The sequence below is a fragment of the Dyella mobilis genome, assembly GCF_016904945.1.
GTDB classification, from domain to species: domain Bacteria; phylum Pseudomonadota; class Gammaproteobacteria; order Xanthomonadales; family Rhodanobacteraceae; genus Dyella_B; species Dyella_B mobilis.
In genome coordinates this window covers 646,409-665,786 of record NZ_JADIKF010000038.1, presented here as the reverse complement: position 1 = coordinate 665,786, position 19,378 = coordinate 646,409, and the positions used below count along the sequence as shown (strand labels likewise).

Below are 19,378 nucleotides of genomic sequence, written 5' to 3'. Positions count from 1 at the left end.
ATAAGGAAACCTCATGCCGCCCGTGAGGTAAATCTCCATGAAACTAGATAACAGATTGCAAGGTTTGTTTATCGTCGCGATTATCATCGCGACCAACGGCCAGTCGACGGCTTTGGGACAGCAGATTTCCACCCCGACGTCGGAACCGGCAGGCAAGACTAATACCGCGAGCGATGAAATAAGTGCATCGAGCGACGCGCGTCTTTGGCTAGGATTTCTGAAACTTGCGGTCAAGCCTAACTGGGAAATTACGCTTGCTGATGTGGAAAAGGCTTTCCCGCACGAAAAAATATCTCCTGTCGCCCCTAACTTTGCGGCGTACCACATAGGAAATACGGGAAGCTACACAGAGTTCAACCCGCAGGGTTCATACGACGAGCACCCTGGTCGGAGTGATAGAGCTATAAGCCTAAGTTTTAACAACAAAAAGCGGGCCTGGTGTCCAAGCAGACAAAAGCTGGCGGGCGATATCGTGCAGCTAGCCAGGTGGGGGCAACCGACCTATTCCCCGACGACCACTATCACTTCAGGACCAAACAAGGGTCGTACATCCTCGTATATATCCTTCATAAGGGAACAGCGGGAGATGCTGACCGTGGTGTACATGAGTGATTGTCCACTAGCAGCTAATTTGCAAGTAAATCCGCCACCGCCTCCGGAACCAATTGTAGCGCCTCGGCGAATTCAATTCTGAAGTGCACCACCCAAAGTGGCAGAGCGACGAAGGCAACTGCCGCTCCGCAGCGAAAGCCGACCTTGGGCGCCGCGCCGCGAGCTTCCATACCTTGGAAACATCTGCTGGTTGTCAACATTAGCGCCGTGTTCAGGCCTAACCGTAAAAAGGATCAGAACACTTTATATCGATCTGTTCCCCGAAATTGTGTTCCGCCCCCTTTGCTGCCCAGGTCCTGCTCCGCCAGCTCAAGATGGCAACCGTCCGCCGCCAGCCCGATGCGGCAATCCAATGCCAGCGCATCGAGGAATACCTGGTCGTGCGATACGAGCACCACGGCGCCAGAATACTGGGCCAGCATCTGCTCGAGCGCCTCGATCGAATGCAGATCCAGATGATTGGTAGGTTCGTCGAGCAGCAGCAATTCGGCAGGCTGCTCGGCATACACGACACAGGCCAATGCAGCTTTCAGGCGTTCGCCGCCACTGAGCCGGGAGCAAGGTTCAAGGGCCGTATCGCCGATCAACCCGAGCCATGCAAGACGGGTCTGCATGGTCGCCCGGCTGGTGGAAGGATTGGCCGCCAGCAGTTGCTCCAGCGCAGAGGACTCCGGGTCGAGCATGCTTAGCTGCTGATCGAGATAGGCTGCGGGAACGTGCACTTCGCAGTGCCCAGCCGCCGGAGGGATCATGCCGGCGAGCATCTTCAGCAAGGTCGATTTGCCGCTGCCATTGGCTCCGGTGACACCGATGCGCTGGCCTCCCCATATTTTCAGATCCAGCCTGCCGCCAGCGACAGTGCCGAATGGAAGCAGTACGTTCTCCAAGGTAGCGACTTTGCGCTGTGCCATGGCGTGCGCCGCTGGCGCCTGCAAGCTCACCTCCACATCTTTGCGTATTTGCAGCGCTGCTTCGCGTACACGCTGCGCGAGTTCATGCCGATTGGCGTCAAAGTCGCGCTGTCGCTTGCCCGCGCTGATCTGGCTGTTTTGCTTGCGCCCACCCAGCAGGATGGCGGCCTGATTGGCGTTACGGCCATCGCGAGTGGCACGCGCTTGCCGGCGCTGCAAATTTTCCTGCTTCGTTCGCCACTCATCCTCACCTTTGCGTTGCTCCGCCTTGCGATGTTCCAGTTCCTGCAAGGCGCGCTCCTGCTCTTGCGCCCTGGTTTGTTCGTAATAGGCGAAGCCGCCGCTGTAATCGCGCATACCGGACGGCGACAGTTCCAGCGTGCGCTGCATCTCCGCCAGCAATTCGCGATCGTGGCTGACGATCAGCAGCCCGCTTTTCCATGCGCGCAACTTCTGTAGCAACAGATCACGCTGGTAGCGATCCAGGTGATTGGTTGGCTCGTCGAGTATCAATACATCGGGTTCAAGCAGCCACGCCCCCAGCAGCGCGATGCGCGTCAGCTCGCCGCCGCTGAGGCTGGCGGCCGCCCGCTCCGGTTCGAGATGGCCGAGTCCGTGTACGTCAAGCAGCATTGCCAAGCGCTGCCGCATATCCCAGCGATCGCCCACGATCTCGAAGTCCGCCGGCTGCACCTCGCCGGTCTCGATGCGCGCAAGCGCATCCAGCACCGCTTGTACGCCGGCCACCCCGGCAACCGTGGCACCTGGCGGGCAGGTCACTTGCTGCGGTACGTAGTGGATGGTTCCGTCGCGGGCACAATGCCCCTGGGTGGGCTCGATCTGCCCTGCCAGCAGGCGTGCCAGCACGCTCTTGCCCACGCCGTTGCGCCCTACCAGGCCGGTGTGGCGCTGGTCGAGCTGCAGGTCGATACCCGAGAAAAGTTCGCGGCCGTCTGGCCACGCAAACGCTGCGCCGCGCAGCGTCAGGGAATAGTTCGTCATGAAAGCTCCGGTGATGTCGAACGTCGCTTCATTCCTGTGGATGAAGGCGTAGGGCCGTCGGAGAGACGGCAACATCACTGGCGCATTGGACGATACCTCATGAAAACCGGATGGGTCGGCGGTCATTGTAATGGCTCGCCCTGCCCGCAACAAATCGGTGCGAATGACCCTTTGGCATGGGTCGATACCTGGGAAGCGCGCGACGTGGACGACAGCCGATACCGAGGAACGCTATGTACAGACTCTTGTACGCTCCAATCGCAGCAGTTTGATGCGTAAAAAGGGGCCAGAACACTTTATTCCGATCTGTTTCTCGAAAATGTGTTCTGAAGAATCACATCGCCCCTTTGTTCATCACTGAACTTGCCGCCTGTGCTGATCAATGGCTGATAACGCCATCCGCTTGCGCCAGCTTGTCCATCCGACCACAAGTGACAATGTCGCCGCGACAAACGGCGGTATAGCGTGCCCGTACTCACCGTGGACGATGACGGTCGCGAGGGCAGCAAGCATGACAGTGCAACCGAGCGCCGAACCTAATAGGCGACTCGGCGCCCGAAAAAGCAAAACAGCAGCGGTGAACTCCAGCGCGCCCGTCACGAAATGGAACCAGCTCGGGTACCCCCATTGCAGGTATTCCTCGTAGATGGATCCCGGGGCGACGATGTTGCTGAGTGAACCCACGACGAAGAATGCGGCGAGAACGAAAGGTAAGGCTTGGCGCCAGGATATTTTGGACATGGGTCTGACCTCGGATGATGAGTCTGATATCGATCCGCAGACCTACGCGATACCGGCCTTTTGGGCCGCCGCAAAAACATCACGCGCCGACGTCGCGCCCGGGACGTACTCCGTACCCGCGACCCCGATGTCCATGCCTCCGGCGTTAACGGCCTCATACATGATCTCAGCAGGGCCAGACTGGCCTCTCGGAATGCCCAACTGCTCAAATGCACCCGCCCAACCAGCCCGCGGGATGGCAACGGCTCTAACGTCGAGCTTCATCACTTCACTTAATTGTGCCGCGACGTCATCTGCGCTCACCATTGAACCGAGTTCGATGGCCCGATGTCCCGTCCAAGCCGGTCCGCTCAGAAGTGTTGCGATCTCCGCGCCGATATCGTTGGTCGCCACCATGGTCGATTTCCGATTTGTGGGGTCGTAAAAGACGGGCAAGGTGCCGCCCTGGCCGGTGTGCAAGCCATAAAGGAAGTTTTCGAAAAACCCGCCGGCTCGCATGTAGGCGATCGGCAAGTTCAACTCGCGAAAGCTCTGCTCCAGAAGCGACAGGGCCGTGATTAGTCCCATCCCACTGGTTTGGTTCGCGCCCATCGACGAAAGGGCGACCACACGCGGGACCGACACGTGGGTGAGCGCCTCGACATAGTTCGCGATGACGCCCTTGGCTTCCTTAAAGTCCGGGGAGGGGGCCCAGATGGGAGGCAACATGACAAACGCGCCATCGACGTCCTTGAGCGCCCGCTTGATGGAGGCCGCATCATTCCAGTCGCCTTCAACCAGTTCGACGCCCTGGTCAGCCCAGCTTGCCGCCTTATCGCGGTCGCGAACCAGCGCACGCACCTTCCTGCCTTGCTTCAGCAAATGAGTGGCCGTCGCGCCGCCAACTTTTCCCGTAATTCCCATAACCAAAAACATGAGCGTTCGCCTTCGTTAGTTCGATGGCTCACGGTAGCCCCTGCGCTATTATTCGACTACGAGGTACATTCGGAACGGGCTGTATAGATGAACTTAACAATCGCTCGCACTCATCTGGATGGGCTTGTCATGTTTCTGACCGTGGCTGAGTGCCAAGGCTTCCGAGCGGCGGCACGGCACCTCGGTATCACGCCATCCGCGGTCAGCCAGGGGATACGCAGCCTTGAGGAACGCGTAGGCGCGCCACTCTTTTCCCGTACGACCCGAAGCGTCAGGCTGACCGAAGCGGGCGAACGTCTGCTGGCCCACGCTCGCCCGGCGGTCGACATGCTCACGGCAGGGCTGGACGCCGCCAGCGATTTGGGTGGCGAGATCACCGGCCGACTACGCATCAATGTGCCCAGGCCAACCCTGCCATTGCTGGTGAATCGCTTGCTGCCCGACTTTCTCGACGCTCACCCAAACGTCGAACTTGAATTGGTGGGCGAGGATCGTCCCATCGACATCGTCGAAGAAGGTTTCGATGCGGGAATACGTCTCGGAAATTTCGTTCAGATCGACATGGTCGCGGTGTGGCTGACGCCACCCGAGCGCTTCGTTGTCGTTGGCTCCCCGGCCTTGTTTCGGAAGCATGGCCGACCGGCATCACCACGTGATCTGCAGAATTTCCGCTGCATCCTGCTCCGTCAGTCCGTGAGAGCCCTCGATCATTGGCAATTTGTCGTCGATGGCGAGCGCATCACGGTGAATATCGAGGGGCCTCTTATAATCAACGACGTCGAGGCCTGCATTCGCTCAGCATTGAGAGGTGTTGGGCTCTTCCAGCTGCCGCATTCGCTCGTTATGTCGCATCTTGAAAGTGGAGGTCTGCAGACCGTGCTCGAACCTTATTGTGAAGAGGTTCCCGGTCTCTCCCTTTACTATCCAAGCCGAAGTCAGTCACTGCCAAAACTTCGTGCTTTTGTCGATTTCGCCACGCAGCGAATGCGAAGGGCGTTCAAGCCGGGCGATTACCTGCCGAACCCCGTGCCCAACAAATAACCAGGGATTCCGACAGAGCTGGATGACCGCGCAAACTATGCCGCTCAGTCGCACAACACTCACGACTTCATCCGATGGGTAACTCATTGATCTGAAGAAATGTGCACAAACTTGGAATTTGTATTGCACGCAAAGTCCGTGTCGTGGGTTCGTCAAAGACACAGACTATGAGTTGCTAAAACGTACGGACTTTGGAGTTCCGTCCAATTGTCCGAAGCACCATAGTTTGCACGTAATGCACAAACCACGATGTTTCATCCGTTGACCAGCCTATGTCCTGAAAATCAAAGACGCGCCCGCCTTCTCTTCACGAAGCTGCTTCAACAACGCCTCAGCGCCCTTCTCAATACCGGTTTTGGCCGCACCCAGAGCACCCAGGCTGGCTGGAATGTTTTCCGCCGCGGGGTACTGCTTCGCAATAAACGCCCGCAGCAGTTTGTTGCTTTGGCTGTCATAGATTTCCACGGCATACGTGACCGATCCCAACGTTCTGGAGGGCCTGTCGGCGGCGCTTTTCAGCGTGCCGAGTAGCGCGCCCACCGGCACGATTTGCTTGACCGTGCTCAACACCGGCACGCTGGCTGAAGCGCCGGTCAGGGTGAGGTGGATGCGCAACGTGTCCGGGCCGGTTGTCGACGTCAGCACGTACTTTTGCCCAAGCGCCTGGCCGAATTGGGACTGCATGTAATCAGCGAGCTGCTGTCGTTCGACCGCGCTCAACGTTCCGAATTGCTGATCTTCTCCGCCGTAGACCGTTACCGTATCCAACATCACGCGGGTGTACCTGGTCAGTTGCGTGTCCGGTGACGCGTAATAGAACGGGATGTGCTTGCTTTGGTTTTGCGAGTTCGGCGCCAACTGTGCCGAAGAATCCAGGTTTCGATATTGAACCGGCGTGGTGGCGGCACAACCGGCCATACCCACCACGAGCAGCATGGGCAACAAGCATCGCAACACAATACTTTTATTCATGAAGGTTCCCCAGACTCACGGCCCGTAGTAATACATGCCGGAGTAATACCCGGTGGCCGGATAGACGACCCGCGTCGGATACACGGTTACCGGCGGCGCCACATACACCGCGCGCACCGGCGGCTTGGGCGGGGGAACCACCGTAACGGTTGCCGTTGAAGCGGCGCCCTTTACCACTACGCGGGTATAGCAACAGGGTGCGGGGTAGATACCCCAATAGGGAGCGGTCGTCTGCACGGTGGTCACGGCGTAAGCCGGCTTGGCCGAATACGTGACGACGGTGGCGGCATAGGCGGAAGGCAACTGAACGCTGATTCCGACGGCAAATGCGGCAGCTAGCAAATAGCGTGTTGTGTTCATGATGGGGATCTCTCTTGGGGAATGGGGAAACGCCACGCGGCATCGCCGCGATGGATAAGCACTGCTTACGGACGACCCAGGGCGATGCGTGCAGCGGCATACCAGTTAGGCGCACGGCGAAGATCGGAAAGCAGGCGGCGCCATTCGCCGAACACGATGCCAATCGGGTTATGCGTGCCCAGCGGATGATCGAGGCCGTAACGCAAGGGTTCGTCTTCACGTTCTGCGGCAAAGGTGCCGAACAGGCGATCGAAGATGATCAGGGCGCCGCCGTAGTTCTTGTCGATATACGGTGCGTTCGACGCGTGATGCACACGGTGGTGCGCCGGCGTGTTGAGAATCCATTCCAGCGGACCGAGATGGATGCGCGCTTCGGTGTGCAGGAAGAACTGGAAGCGCAGGTCCAACGCCAGCAGGATGATGACCATCCGCGGATCGAAACCCAGGAACATCACCGGCAGATACACCAGCCAACCGGCCGAGATCAGGCTCGTCCAGCCCAGGCGGATGGCGGTGAGCAGGTTCATCTCTTCCGGCGAGTGGTGCACCGCATGACTGGCCCACATCCAGCGCACTTCGTGACTGAAGCGGTGATACCAGTAATAAGCGAATTCGACGACGAAGAAACCGATGACCCATACACGCCAGTCATGCATCGAGAAATGCCACGGTGCGAAATGCCACACCAGGGCAAACACTGGCGCGAGCATCAGCGCACCCAGGCCTTCGATAACGGAGTGACCCAGGGCGATGACCATCGTGCTGGCTGCGCTGCGAAAGTTGTAACTCTTGCCGGCCACCAGCAGGCGCCACAGCATTTCGAGCACCACGAGGATCGCGGCAATCGGCAGGAATCCGGGGATGTGGACCGAATGGGCGTGATGAAGCATGTTTGGCATGACACGGTACCTGGAGTGAGGACTTGTGAGCGCTGTAGGTCTTGCGCCTTGAGAACAGCTTGGTCCCGACTCGTAACCTGGAAATGTCTTCCCCTGCCAACTTTGTAACAGGTTGTTACACCGCCCAGATGATTGTTCTTATTGGGGAAATCGGCACCCTTGCGGTAGCGCCCGGGGCGCCAGGGGCAATAGCGGCAGCACCCGCGCAATGACTGGGTTCACCCTCGCCCTGGCGACCTGTATCGCCGCTCGCGGGTGGCTGCATAATGGCCGCGGCGTAACACTGACGAGGAGACGATGTCCGTGAACGAGCGCCCCCCGCGCGTCATCGTGCTCGACGATGATGCTGAATTGCGCAACATGCTGCGCCGCTATCTCACCGATAACGGTTTCCAGGTTCAGGCCATCGACAGCGCCGAACAGCTCGATCGCCTCTTGCAGCGCGAGCCGTTCGATGCGCTGGTATTGGACTTGATGATGCCGGGCGAAAACGGTCTTTCGATATGCCGCCGCCTGCGCGCGAGCGGACAGACCATTCCCATTCTCATGCTCACTGCACGCGGCGACTCGGTCGATCGCATTGTCGGCCTGGAAATGGGCGCGGACGATTACCTGCCCAAGACATCCGAGCCGCGCGAGCTGGTGGCCCGGTTGAATGCGATGCGCCGCCGCCAACACATGCTGCACAGCACGCAGGTGTGGGGTAACGACGAGGTCACCGAATTCGGCCCCTTCACGCTCAACATCTCGCGCATGGAACTGCAGCGCGATGGCGCATCCATTCCGCTCACCAATATGGAATTTCAGTTGCTGCGCGTGTTCGCGGCCAATCCTCGCCGCCCGATGAGCCGCGATCACCTTCAAGACAAAGTCAAAGGCCGCGATCACGAAGCCATGGACCGCAGCCTGGACGTACAGATCTCGCGGCTGCGGCGCAAGATCGAAGACGATCCGGCCGCGCCGCGTTACCTGCGAACGGTGTGGGGTGTCGGCTATATGTTCACGCCGGATGGCGGCCATGCTTAAGCTGGCCCTGTGGCCGCGCTCGTTGTTCGGCCGCAACCTGCTGTTGTTGCTGGCCCTGATCGCTATCGCGCAGATGTCCACGGTGGCGCTGTACCTGTTGCTTCAGCGCCCCCGCGTCATGGAGGTGGCGCAGTTGGTCGCCACGCAGGTTAACATGCTCGATGCAGCGCTATCGCAGGTGCACGCGACCGATCGCGATGCCTACGTAGCCCGATTGAACCGGATCGGTCCGCTCCACGCCCAGCTCGCCGAACCATCCACCGATGCGACAGAATTCGAAACGCTATTGGGAAAGCTGTTTATTCGCGAAGTGCGGCGAAACCTGGCCAAAGGCATCGACCTGCGCGTGAGCACTGCGCCACATCTGGCGGTGTGGGTGCACATCGACATCAGCGGCCAGCGCTATTGGATCAAGCTGCCCGTCAACGAATTGCTCCCTTATCGCTGGCTCACGTCGGCGTTGGTTCTCTGGTGTTGCCTGGCGCTTTCCGCCGCGCTTGGCGCACTGCTGATCCAGCGGCGCATCAACCGTCCCTTGCGCGATCTCGCCACGGCCGCGCAGAACCTGGGTTCCGGCGGCCGCGCGGAACGTCTTCCAACCTACCATGCATCGGAGCTGGCGATCGTGGCGAAACAGTTCAACGCCATGATGGACAATCTGGAAGAGATGGAAGCCAGCCGCACAGTGATGCTTGCCGGCATTTCGCACGATATCCGCTCGCCGCTGGCCAAGTTGCGCCTGATGCTGGCGATCGACGAGCACGCGCGCGATCTGCCTGTGGGCCAGTACATCGATCAGATCGACGCCATCATCGGCCAATTCATCGACTTCGGCCGTGTGGGCAGCGACGAACCCCTGGTCGATGGCGATGTAAATACCCTGGTTGAACAGCTGGCTGCCGAATTTGCCGAACGCGGCCACGTGTTCGCGTTGCATCTCGATCCGCTGCAGGCATGGCGATTCAGGCCGATCGCGATGACGCGAGTGGTGCACAACCTGATGGAGAACGCCGTGAAGTACGGCGGGGTCGGCCTCGAGATTCGTACTTATAGAGAGAACGACACGATCGTGCTGGCGGTGCTCGATCGCGGCCCCGGCCTGGCGGAAGGCGATGAGACGCGTCTGCTGCAGCCGTTTACACGAGGCGATGTCGGGCGCTCCAACATCAGCGGATCCGGGCTGGGCCTGGCCATTGTCGATCGCGTCGCGCGCTTGCATGGCGGGCGGCTGCACTTGATTCGCCGCCAACCGAATGGCCTCGAAGCACGCTTGGTGTTGTCGCTCGCCACGTCGCCGGCGGGTACGCCATCGCCCGCGTTGTCATAACCAGAAACATTTCGGTCCGCGCCAGCAATACCTGCCCAATATCTCGCGCCTAGCATGATCTTCGTCGGCCGCATCTGGCCGGCGCGGCCCCATCGGCGGTCGCTCTCTCATTCATAGGTATGTATTCATGCGCAAGATTCTTTCCATTTTCATGGTGGCCTTCCTGTCACCCATCGTTGCGGTGGCAACGCCGCAAACCAGCCTCAGCTCTCCCCGCGCGCAGCGCATGATGCAGACGCTGCAACAGAAGTTCGATGCCGCCGATACCAATCACGACGGCAAACTGACCCTGGCCGAGGCTCAGGCCGGTATGCCGCGCGTCGCGCAGCACTTCAATGAAATCGATACGAATCGCCAGGGCTATATCACGCTCAACCAGATCAAGGCCTTTGTAGCCAGCCGTGCTGGCGGCTGAGCGCGGCATTCGCGGTTTTTAGCGCCTTTTCCTGGCAAGGCGACGTCGGCACCCCCGACACCTTCCCCCCGTCCGACGTCGCCTTGCCCCTCCACACCCACTTAAACACCACCCACGTGGTGTTTTTTTTCGCCTGAATTACGGGCTGGGCAAGAAGACTCCAGCTCCGGCTGCTGGAGCTCATGCATCCAAACGTTCGATGGTTAAGAACCCATTGGCCTAGGTCTATGCGTGCGCTGCCTTGCGCCAGCGAGGCACTCTGCAACAGGTTGTTACATTTGCCCCCGTTTCCTACATAGCTGAGTTAGATCCGCTGTCCAGAATGTCTCCTCGTCGGGGCTAACCCCCTTTTTCTCAGGAGAACTCAAGTAATGCGTGTATTGAAGATTTTGAAAATGCTGGCGGCTGGCGCCGTGATGATGGCTACCTTGTGCGTGACCGCCAATGCATCGGCGCAAACCCGCTTCCATGCGATGGGCGCCAACGGTGCGCGCGGCTCTGCGAGCGGCGGCGGCTACACCCACTGGTCAAACGGTGCCACGACGCATCAAGGCGGCCACTGGGCGAATGGCGTGAATGGCGGCAACTTCAGCGGCCACAACAGCTACAGCAGCAACTCCAATGGTTCGGCCCAGGCCAATTTTTCCAATTCTGGCCATACGTCTTCCGGCGGAAACTTCTCGAGCAACGGTGCGTATTCACGCAACACGAACGGCACCTGGTCGGGCAACAGCCAGTCCAGCGGCAGCGGTTCGCGTGGCAGCTATCAAACCTCCACCACCACGGCCAACGGCGTCACCACGCACACCGCAACCGCCACCAACGCGAACGGCCAGACCTACGATCACAGCGGCACCTATACGCAAGGCCAGGGATATAGTCGCAGCGGCAGCGGCCCCAACGGCAGCTACAACACCGCAGTGAGCCAGGCCAATGGCACCACGACGCGCAGCACCGGCCTGACCAATGCCAGCGGCGGTTCCTATAACGGCAGCGCCAGTTACACGCCGGGGCAAGGACTGACGCACACCGCTAGCTGCACCAATGCCAGCGGCGCAGCGGTCAACTGCCGCTGAGCCATAATCGAGCGCCTCAGGCGGCACCGGTGCGGCCCGACAGCGGTTTGTCGGGCTCGTGCCGTGCTCATTGCAGGGCCCTGTCGTCACGGAGGGCTGGCGTGCGGCAGGATAGTGGCGGGGCCCGAGTCCCTAATGCCCAGGAACAGATATGCACATCCATAGCGACCGACTTCGAGAGCTGCGCGCCGCCCGGCAATGGTCGCAGGAGCAATTGGCCAAACTGAGCGGCCTGAACCTGCGGACCATCCAGCGCCTTGAATCGGGCGCAAAGATCTCGATGGAATCCCTGCGGGCACTGGCCGCGGTATTCGAGGTGTCGGCCGAAAGCTTGCTGTTGGGCGACCCGGCACCCAGCCAGCCGGCCATCAAGGCCATGCGCGAAGGCGTGCTGCGTGGCCTGGATTTCACCGGCACCACCTCTCGCGCGGATTTCTGGTGGTTCGCGCTCGGCGCGGTCATGCTGCTGGCCTTCGCCCAGCTGTTGACCAAGGTCGCCGGCCCCCTGCCGATGGAGATCGCCGCGTTACTCGTGCTGCAACCGTGGATCGCAGCGTGCACCCGGCGCCTACGCGACGCCAACCTCAGTCCCTGGTGGCAGCTCATCAGCCTGGTGCCGGTCGCAGGCACTCTGGTGCTGCTCTATCTGCTTACCTACCCGACCAAGGCAGTAGCGTCGCCTGAGGCGATCGCGGGTTGAGGCCGCCCCAATCGCGTGCCTGTTGGCCGTGACTGATAGAGCTGGAACAACTCATTGCAGGTCGGAGTAGGCTCCCGTCACGGATGAACGACGGGAGATTCCCCATGGCAAAGCTCGTGTTCGGATTGATGCAGTCCCTGGACGGCTATGTCGACCATATGGAATTGGGGCCTCCTGCTCCATCGGCCGTTCGTCATTTCGTAGAGCACGTGCGCAACCTGACGGGCATGCTGTACGGCCGTCGCATGTACGAGATCATGCGTTACTGGGACGATGACCTTCCGGACTGGGATGCGGAAGACCGCGACTTTGCCGCGGTATGGCAAAGCAAACCAAAGTGGGTTGTGTCGCGCTCGCTGACGTCCGTCGGTCCGAACGCCACCCTGGTCGCCGAAAACATCGAGGCGGCGATACGAGAACTGAAAGCCAAGCTCGCCGGGGAGATCGACGTCGCCGGACCGGACCTGGCGCAAAGCCTGACCGACCTCGGCCTCATCGACGAATATCGACTCTATTTCCGCCCCCTCGTGCTTGGCCGTGGCAAGCCATTCTTCGCAGGCCCTCGGCCGCCGCTCCGCTTCGTGGCCAGCGATTTAATCGGCGAGGACTTGATCAGGTTGACGTATGTCCCTGCTTGATATCGGAAGATCGGGCCGGGTTCACTTTTGATGATCTGCAACGTGGCCCCGACCCCGATCTTGCTGTTCCGCTCAATGCTGTGACTGACTGACCATCGCTGGCGGAGCGCTGTACAACGTGGCGTCTCCATAATGGTCACCTAGCTTTCCGTCGAGAATGTAGTCACGCATCATGCTGAAATACCCGCTTGGGTTGCGCGTATCGTTGCGTGAGCCATCTGGTGCCGTTTCGAATTCGTAGATGCCGTGCTCGGCACGCGGAAAAACTGCCACCGAGATTGGCTGCCCAGCTTTTTGCAGTCCGATCAGCCTCTTGGTGGTTTCAGCACTGGGCGCATCGTCATCCTCCTTGCCGAGTATCCAAAGTTGCGGCGTTTCCAGATGGCGCAACACGGGCATCGGGTCGTATTGAAGAGGCACGCCGGCAAAAAGTACCGGTCCCTTTTGCTTAACTTCGTTGGCCGGCCAGGCCAGGAGTGCCCACGTGACATCGCCGCGCACATACTTGAACCAGGGTTCCTTGCCGTACTGTTTCTTGAGCGCGTCCAGCCGGTCGTAGCCCGTGCTGAAATCGCTGAGCAGGATCGCTGCCGATGCATCGGCGATCTGCATCGCCTTGCCCATCACGTCCGATCCGTAGCCTCGGCTCTGCATGTCGTACTCGATGGCCTCGCGGTCTTCGTCCAGCGGTGAAACCGCGAGCCCGAACCCCACGATGACAAAATCCACTGGTGCGATCTTCGCTGCCAGCGGCTCCACCCAGCCGCCTTCGCTGCCGCCCTGATAGCCGATACGGCCGGCGCGATTGCCAGCCAGGCGCTTGGCCTCCTGCACGGCGGCGATCGCATCGTCGGCCAGCAACAGGAAATCTTGTGTGTAAGTTCCGCTCGATGCACCGGTGCCGCGCTTGTCGTACACGAACACGCCAATGCCCATGGCCGGAAACATGCGCTGCAGATCGTAGTATTCCAGCGCCGAGTCGTGTTCGGAGCCGTGCACCAACACTACGATCGGCACGCGTTCGTTGCCCTTGGGCAAGACGAGCCGACCTGCCAGCGTTACGCCCGCTCCCTGAAATTGCGTGTTCGTGATGTCAAAGGGGACGCGCTTGCCCTCCAGGTGATTGAACGTAATCCCGCCATCACCGCAATCGGAGAAGCGCACGGTGATTCCGTCCGGACGGCCAGTCCAGCCGAGCGTACTCGACCACGTGCCGTCGTGATGGGGTGTCAAATGACCGGTAGTTCCGTCATCCCGGTTCCAACGCAAATCGGCCGCTTCATCGGTAGCACCGATGTCGACCAGGTCGCCATTGGAAAGTCGGTACGCGCCAATGTGGCAATTCGTGGCGGGACTGCCGGCGGCATGCGCGATGCCGCCCAGCGCAATCAAACCGATGGTTCCGAAACGAATCAGCGTCCTACACATCGAAAACGAATGCTTAAGCAAATTCTTTTTCATTGTGAATGCTCGTTGGAGAATGGCTTTGCGCCGCGCCAAAGAACATCGCAACCAGGATCGAACATGCGCTCGATCCGGTCGTCGATCAAAAGCACGGGGTTTCTCTCAAGGGGTCTTGCTACGCTGGCAAAACGGCTCGTGCCACAAGGAATCAGCAGATCCGATTCACTCCATCCGTCGAGGTAGAGTAACACCACAGGAAACGTGCAAGACGTCCGCTTCCTGAGCTCCTTCGCAACGTTGCACCTCCAAAGTTCACCCGCTGTGCGCCCAGCCGCTCTTCTTTGCAGCAACAGATCGAGCTACCCTGAAAACTCCGGCGTGGAGATTCCCCATGGCTAAGCTTGTCTTCGGATTGAACCAGTCCCTGGATGGCTACATCGACCATCGCGCATTCGGCCCGCCCAACCCTTCGCTCTTTCGTCACTTCATGGAGCAAGTGCGCGGCTCGGCGGGCATGGTATATGGCCGCGGCATGTATGAAGTGATGCGTTATTGGGACGAAGACTCGGCGGACTGGGGTGCGGATGAGCACGCCTACGCGGCGGTGTGGCGGAGCAAGCCGAAGTGGGTCGTATCGCACTCGCTGAAGTCGGTCGGCCCGAATGCCACCCTCATCGCCGATGACGTCGAAGCGACGATACGCAGATTGAAGGCCAGGCACGACGGGGAGATCGAAGTGGCCGGGCCGGGCTTGGCGCGCAGCCTCGGCGACCTTGGCCTGATCGACGAGTATCAGCTCTATATCCATCCCATCGTGGTCGGCCAGGGCAAGCCATTCTTCGCCGGCCCGCGGCCACGGCTTCGCCTCGTAGCGAGCGATGTCATCGTCGAGGACGTGATCAGGCTTACCTACGGCCCCTGCTTGACGGCGCGGTGCTCCTGACGGGAATACAACGAAATGCTCGCGACCACCTAAGTGGCCGCGAGCCCTGTCCGAATTACTTCGCCGACGCCGCCTTCTCGATCAGCCTGGCCACCAATTCAGGATGAGACACCATCACCACGTGCGAGCCACCCTTGACCACTACCGTATCCCGGGCACTTGCACGCTTGGCCATGAACGCCATTACCTGCGGCGGAATGTTCCTGTCGGCGTCACCGTAAATGAACCATGACGGGATGGTTTTCCACGCCGCATCGCCGGACTTTTCATCCAGCGCCGCCTGGGCCAGCGGGCGCTGCGTGGCTGCCATCAGCGCGGCCTGGGCAGCGGGAACATCGGCGGCGAACTGCGCGGGAAATTTGCTCTGGAGCACGTAGAGATCCTTGCTGCCGTCGGCGAGCTCAGCCGGCGGGGCCAACGCCTGGCCCAGCGTGCTGCCTGGGAATTTGCCGGCGAGTTCGGCGACGGTTTCGCCGGTGTCGGGAGCAAACGCGCTGACGTATACCAAGGCCTTGACGTTCGCGTGGCCATTGGCAGCTTCGGTGATGACATTGCCGCCATAGGAGTGGCCAACCAGCACGACCGGACTATTCAGATCGGCGACGAGGCTGCCGACATACGCACCGTCGCTCTTCACGCCACGCAGCGGATTGGCCGCAGCGATCACGAAGTAGCCGTCCTTCTGCAGGATCTTCACGACCCCGTTCCAGCTGGATGCATCGGCGAACGCGCCATGCACCAGCACAATGGTGGGCTTGTGCATCGGCTCCTGCGCGGAAACCTTGCCGCCCATGACGGCGGCAGCGGCGAACAACAGTCCTGCGAATATGCTTTTCATTGCTTATCTCCTTGAGTTTTGCGAGGGGACACTTTGGCCCCGTCTGAAATGATTCACTTCACCAGTTCGACCAGCGGCTTTCCGATGGGAACGATGTAAGTTCCAAGTTCGGCGGCTTCGGTTTGCCCGACATTGGTTGCGCTGTGCACCACGCCAGCCGGCACAAACAGCACGTCGCCCGCCTTGAGCGTCACCGGCGGCCTGCCTTCGAGGCGATAGGTCAAGGTGCCCTCGATCACGTAGATGATTTCCTCGCCGGGATGCTTGTGATTGGGCGCGGTCGCGCCGGGATCGAGGTCGACGCGCGCCTGCACTTCCTCGTAACCGGGAATGCTGAGGTTGTGGCGAGACAAATCCTGGCGATGCATGCCTTGCAACGACTGCGCCTGTCCCGCTTGAGGCGCCATGAAACCTGCGATGGCGAGAAAGACGGCCGAACCTGCGATAAAAGTTTTCACGTCGCTCTCCCTAATCAAAGATGACCCGCATCGATCACGGCTTGCGTGAACGCTTGCGGCGCTTCTTGCGGCAGGTTGTGGCCGATGCCACCGGTAATCAGGCGGAACTGGTACTTGCCGGTGAAGTGCTTGGCATAGGTTTCCGGTTGCGGATGCGGTGCGCCGTTGGCATCGCCTTCCAGGGCGATCGTCGGCACGGTGATCGCGGGGAATTGTGCCAGCCGCTGTTCCAGGGGCGCGTATTTCGTTTCGCCCTGGGCCAGGTCCAACCGCCAGCGGTAGTTGTGGATGGCGATGGCGACCTGGTCCGGGTTGTTCAGCGCGGCTGCACTACGCTCGAACGTGGCTTCATCGAAATTCCACTTCGGTGAGGCCAGCTGCCAGATCAGCTTGGCAAAATCGTGGCGATACTGTTCGTAACCGACACGACCACGCTCGGTGGCGAAGTAATACTGATACCACCATTGCAGCTCGGCCTTGGGCGGTAACGGTGCCTTGCCCGATTCCTGGCTGCCGATCAGATAACCGCTTACGGTCACAAGCGACGTCACACGCTGCGGCCACAGGGCGGCAACGATATCCGCCGAACGCGCACCCCAGTCGAAGCCGCCCAACTCCGCGCGCTGGATGTGCAGCGCATCCATGAAATCGATGACGTCCTGGGCCAATGCGGCAGGCTCGGCGTTGCGCATGGTGCTGGCCGACAGGAAGTGCGTGTCGCCATATCCGCGTGCATAAGGAACCAGCACGCGATAACCCTTGGCCGCCAGCTCCGGTGCCACCTGTTCAAAACTGTGAATGTCGTACGGCCATCCGTGCAGAAGAATCACCACCGGGCCGTTGGCCGGGCCCATCTCGGCGTAGGCCACATCCAGCACGCCGGCGTGCACGTGCTTCAGCGGTCCCCACGGATCGGGCGAGGCTGCCGATGCGGCAGACGGTGACGTGGCCGGGGCTTCGGTACCTGCCGCCGAGGCAAGACCGGTGAGGCTCAGGGCAAGTGCGGCGGCGAGTGCCAGATGCGTGCGCTTCATGATGATCTCCTGGAATGGATGCGTGATGAGAGGAAGGGGGCTCAGAGCGCCGAAACGACGGCCTGGATGTTTCCGCGCGTCGCCTTCGAATACGGGCAGATCTGGTGGGCGCGGTCGACCAGGGATTGGGCGACGGCATGCTCCAGGCCCGGCAGGCTCACATTGAGGCGTGCCTGCAGGAAGAACCCCTGTTCGGGATCACTGCCCAGGTCGACTTCCGCCGCGACCGAGGTCTCCGCCGGAAGCGCGACACCGATCTCCTGCGCCGCACGCCCCATCGCACCGATGAAGCAGGCAGACCAGCCGGCGGCGAACAACTGCTCCGGATTGGTGCCGGCACCGTTGGAACCGGGAACCGACAGCTTGATGTCGAGGCGGCCGTCGTCGCTGCGGACCTGGCCGTTGCGGCCGCCGGTGGTGGTGGTCTTGGCGGTGTAGAGAATGGACATGATCGGTTTCCTTGGTGGTCGAATGGCCGCCCCGCAGCGAGGTCCCGGCCGGTGTGCATAGGAGACCGCGGCGGCGTATCCCGGTTGTGTCCGGTCAAGCGCCCAAAGGCATCGAAATGTGTAGCGGCCGCGCCTTGATACGTTTTGATACAAAACCCCGCGCCCGACCGCCCATGGCTACAAACCGATACAAATCGCCGTCGGGGCGGACACGTGCCGGATAAGTCGGGGGTATCCCATAGGCCTCACGGCAGCGCGCGGGCGCAGCCACTTATCCACAGCAGGCCGACCCTTCATGAAACCCTTTCGCATTGCCGCCGTCCTTGCCGCCACCGCCGCGGTGCTGATCCTTTTCTGGTCCAACGTCTGGACCACCGCCGGTGCACAGGAGCCTGCCACCGGCGCGCCGGCACCGGATTTCGCCGGCGCCACGCGCTGGTTCAATTCGCCGCCATTGAGCATCGGCAACCTGCGCGGCAAGGTGGTACTGGTGGAGTTCTGGACGCGCGAATGCATCAACTGCATCGACGTGCAGCCGCACATCAAGGCACTAAACGACCAGTACGCCAGCCATGGGCTGGTGGTCGTCGGCGTGCACACGCCCGAATACGACGAAGAGCGCGATCCGGCGCTGCTGCAAAAGGCGATCGGCGAATACCGGATCACCTGGCCGGTGGTCATGGACAACAGCTACCGTATCTGGAATGCCTATGGCAATCGCTACTGGCCGGCGATCTACCTCATCGACCGGCAAGGCCGCGTGGTCTATTACCATGTCGGCGAGGGAAACTACGACGGCATCGAGCAGCGCGTTCGCCAGCTGCTGGGTAACTCGCAGAATACGTAATGGAAATGTCATCGGGAGAGCACCTGCACGTGGACCACATCGATAACATCCTCGTCGTCGATGACGATCGCGACATCCGCACCGGTGTCGTGGACTACCTGAAGAAGAACGGCCTGCGCGCCAGCGCCGCCGTCGATGGCCGCGACATGTTTGCGCAATTGGATGCCTCGGCGTTCGACCTGGTCGTGCTGGACATCATGATGCCCGGCGACGACGGCCTGGTGCTGTGCCGCACCCTGCGCGCCGGCAAGCATCGCTCGCTGCCGATCCTGCTGCTGACGGCGCGCGACGACGAAACCGATCGCATCATCGGCTTGGAAATGGGCGCGGACGACTATCTCACCAAGCCGTTCTCGCCGCGCGAACTGCTGGCGCGCATCAAAGCGGTGATTCGCCGCACGCGCATGCTGCCGCCGAACCTGCGCATTACCGAAACCGTCGAGGTGCTGGCATTCGGGCGCTGGCGGCTGGATACCGCCGCGCGCCAGCTGCTGGACGAAAACGGCACCCTGGTGCCATTGAGCGGTGCGGAGTTCCGCTTGCTGCGCGTGTTCCTGGATCATCCGCAGCGCGTGCTTTCGCGCGACCAGCTGCTCAACCTCACCCAGGGCCGGGATGCGGAGCTGTTCGACCGCTCGATCGACCTGCTGGTAAGCCGCCTGCGCACGCGCCTGGAAGACAACGCCAAGGAGCAGTCGTACATCAAGACCGTGCGCAGCGAAGGTTATGTGTTCAGCATGCCGATCACCGTACATGGGGAAGCCCCGTGA

At 60.8% G+C, this 19,378-nt stretch carries 22 protein-coding genes; 11 read left to right on the top strand and 11 right to left on the bottom strand.

Annotation, left to right across the window (positions count from 1 at the left end; all coding sequences use genetic code 11):
• Nucleotides 1–37: 37 nt before the first annotated feature.
• The gene (locus tag ISS99_RS10550) at nt 38–694 is read left to right on the top strand and encodes a hypothetical protein (RefSeq protein ID WP_204631562.1); all 657 of its coding nucleotides are present in this window, start codon (nt 38–40) and stop codon (nt 692–694) included.
• A gap of 151 nt (nt 695–845) precedes the next feature.
• Here the strand turns inward: ISS99_RS10550 and ISS99_RS10545 are convergent, their stop codons facing one another.
• From ISS99_RS10545 to ISS99_RS10535, 3 genes are all read right to left on the bottom strand, one after another.
• Complete coding sequence (locus tag ISS99_RS10545) at nt 846–2,525, bottom strand: ABC-F family ATP-binding cassette domain-containing protein (protein ID WP_204631561.1); 1,680 nt, start codon at nt 2,523–2,525, stop codon at nt 846–848.
• 354 nt (nt 2,526–2,879) lie between these two features.
• Complete coding sequence (locus ISS99_RS10540) at nt 2,880–3,266, bottom strand: DoxX family protein (protein WP_204631560.1); 387 nt, start codon at nt 3,264–3,266, stop codon at nt 2,880–2,882.
• 42 nt (nt 3,267–3,308) lie between these two features.
• Nucleotides 3,309–4,181: an NmrA family NAD(P)-binding protein gene (locus tag ISS99_RS10535; protein WP_204631559.1), complete on the bottom strand. Its 873-nt coding sequence runs from the start codon at nt 4,179–4,181 to the stop codon at nt 3,309–3,311.
• 129 nt (nt 4,182–4,310) lie between these two features.
• Between ISS99_RS10535 and ISS99_RS10530 the strand changes: the two genes are divergently transcribed.
• A complete protein-coding gene (locus ISS99_RS10530; RefSeq protein WP_204631558.1) occupies nt 4,311–5,222 on the top strand; it encodes a LysR substrate-binding domain-containing protein in 912 nt (303 codons plus the stop codon).
• A gap of 270 nt (nt 5,223–5,492) precedes the next feature.
• Here the strand turns inward: ISS99_RS10530 and ISS99_RS10525 are convergent, their stop codons facing one another.
• From ISS99_RS10525 to ISS99_RS10515, 3 genes are all read right to left on the bottom strand, one after another.
• Entirely contained in the window at nt 5,493–6,158 is a 666-nt protein-coding gene (locus tag ISS99_RS10525; protein WP_204631557.1) for a DUF3313 domain-containing protein, read from the bottom strand.
• A gap of 51 nt (nt 6,159–6,209) precedes the next feature.
• Nucleotides 6,210–6,554 carry a hypothetical protein gene (locus tag ISS99_RS10520; protein WP_204631556.1) on the bottom strand — a complete coding sequence of 115 codons (345 nt, stop codon included), beginning with the start codon at nt 6,552–6,554 and terminating at the stop codon, nt 6,210–6,212.
• A gap of 65 nt (nt 6,555–6,619) precedes the next feature.
• Nucleotides 6,620–7,453: a sterol desaturase family protein gene (locus ISS99_RS10515; protein WP_239537828.1), complete on the bottom strand. Its 834-nt coding sequence runs from the start codon at nt 7,451–7,453 to the stop codon at nt 6,620–6,622.
• Nucleotides 7,454–7,756: 303 nt separating this feature from the next.
• On the opposite strand from ISS99_RS10515, the gene ISS99_RS10510 reads away from it, so the two are divergent.
• From ISS99_RS10510 to ISS99_RS10485, 6 genes are all read left to right on the top strand, one after another.
• Nucleotides 7,757–8,479 carry a response regulator gene (locus ISS99_RS10510; protein WP_484489050.1) on the top strand — a complete coding sequence of 241 codons (723 nt, stop codon included), beginning with the start codon at nt 7,757–7,759 and terminating at the stop codon, nt 8,477–8,479.
• Complete coding sequence (locus tag ISS99_RS10505; protein ID WP_204631554.1) at nt 8,472–9,806, top strand: ATP-binding protein; 1,335 nt, start codon at nt 8,472–8,474, stop codon at nt 9,804–9,806. Before ISS99_RS10510 ends, ISS99_RS10505 begins: the two co-directional genes overlap by 8 nt.
• Before the next feature lie 127 nt (nt 9,807–9,933).
• Complete coding sequence (locus ISS99_RS10500; protein ID WP_204631553.1) at nt 9,934–10,221, top strand: EF-hand domain-containing protein; 288 nt, start codon at nt 9,934–9,936, stop codon at nt 10,219–10,221.
• A gap of 371 nt (nt 10,222–10,592) precedes the next feature.
• Nucleotides 10,593–11,297 carry a hypothetical protein gene (locus ISS99_RS10495; protein ID WP_204631552.1) on the top strand — a complete coding sequence of 235 codons (705 nt, stop codon included), beginning with the start codon at nt 10,593–10,595 and terminating at the stop codon, nt 11,295–11,297.
• 151 nt (nt 11,298–11,448) lie between these two features.
• Nucleotides 11,449–11,997, top strand: coding sequence for a DUF805 domain-containing protein (locus ISS99_RS10490; RefSeq protein WP_204631551.1), 549 nt, complete (start codon nt 11,449–11,451; stop codon nt 11,995–11,997).
• A gap of 104 nt (nt 11,998–12,101) precedes the next feature.
• Nucleotides 12,102–12,635: a dihydrofolate reductase family protein gene (locus tag ISS99_RS10485; protein ID WP_204631550.1), complete on the top strand. Its 534-nt coding sequence runs from the start codon at nt 12,102–12,104 to the stop codon at nt 12,633–12,635.
• Nucleotides 12,636–12,707: 72 nt separating this feature from the next.
• Here ISS99_RS10485 and ISS99_RS10480 read toward each other — a convergent pair whose 3' ends face one another.
• The gene (locus tag ISS99_RS10480; protein ID WP_204631549.1) at nt 12,708–14,063 is read right to left on the bottom strand and encodes an alpha/beta hydrolase family protein; all 1,356 of its coding nucleotides are present in this window, start codon (nt 14,061–14,063) and stop codon (nt 12,708–12,710) included.
• A gap of 367 nt (nt 14,064–14,430) precedes the next feature.
• On the opposite strand from ISS99_RS10480, the gene ISS99_RS10475 reads away from it, so the two are divergent.
• Entirely contained in the window at nt 14,431–14,982 is a 552-nt protein-coding gene (locus tag ISS99_RS10475; protein WP_204631548.1) for a dihydrofolate reductase family protein, read from the top strand.
• A gap of 55 nt (nt 14,983–15,037) precedes the next feature.
• On the opposite strand, the gene ISS99_RS10470 is transcribed toward ISS99_RS10475, so the two are convergent.
• From ISS99_RS10470 to ISS99_RS10455, 4 genes are read right to left on the bottom strand one after another with little or no spacing between them, the layout of a single operon-like run.
• A complete protein-coding gene (locus tag ISS99_RS10470) occupies nt 15,038–15,820 on the bottom strand; it encodes an alpha/beta fold hydrolase (RefSeq protein WP_239537826.1) in 783 nt (260 codons plus the stop codon).
• Between the two features lie 53 nt (nt 15,821–15,873).
• Nucleotides 15,874–16,278 (bottom strand): cupin domain-containing protein, encoded by a 405-nt coding sequence (locus tag ISS99_RS10465; protein ID WP_204631547.1) that lies wholly within the window; start codon nt 16,276–16,278, stop codon nt 15,874–15,876.
• Nucleotides 16,279–16,292: 14 nt separating this feature from the next.
• The gene (locus ISS99_RS10460) at nt 16,293–17,312 is read right to left on the bottom strand and encodes an alpha/beta fold hydrolase (RefSeq protein ID WP_204631546.1); all 1,020 of its coding nucleotides are present in this window, start codon (nt 17,310–17,312) and stop codon (nt 16,293–16,295) included.
• Between the two features lie 41 nt (nt 17,313–17,353).
• Complete coding sequence (locus ISS99_RS10455) at nt 17,354–17,761, bottom strand: organic hydroperoxide resistance protein (protein WP_204631545.1); 408 nt, start codon at nt 17,759–17,761, stop codon at nt 17,354–17,356.
• 295 nt (nt 17,762–18,056) lie between these two features.
• Here ISS99_RS10455 and ISS99_RS10450 point away from each other — a divergent pair, with 295 nt between their 5' ends.
• Both ISS99_RS10450 and ISS99_RS10445 read left to right on the top strand, forming a co-directional pair.
• Complete coding sequence (locus tag ISS99_RS10450; RefSeq protein ID WP_204631544.1) at nt 18,057–18,608, top strand: redoxin domain-containing protein; 552 nt, start codon at nt 18,057–18,059, stop codon at nt 18,606–18,608.
• Between the two features lie 29 nt (nt 18,609–18,637).
• Nucleotides 18,638–19,378, top strand: coding sequence for a response regulator (locus tag ISS99_RS10445; RefSeq protein WP_204631543.1), 741 nt, complete (start codon nt 18,638–18,640; stop codon nt 19,376–19,378).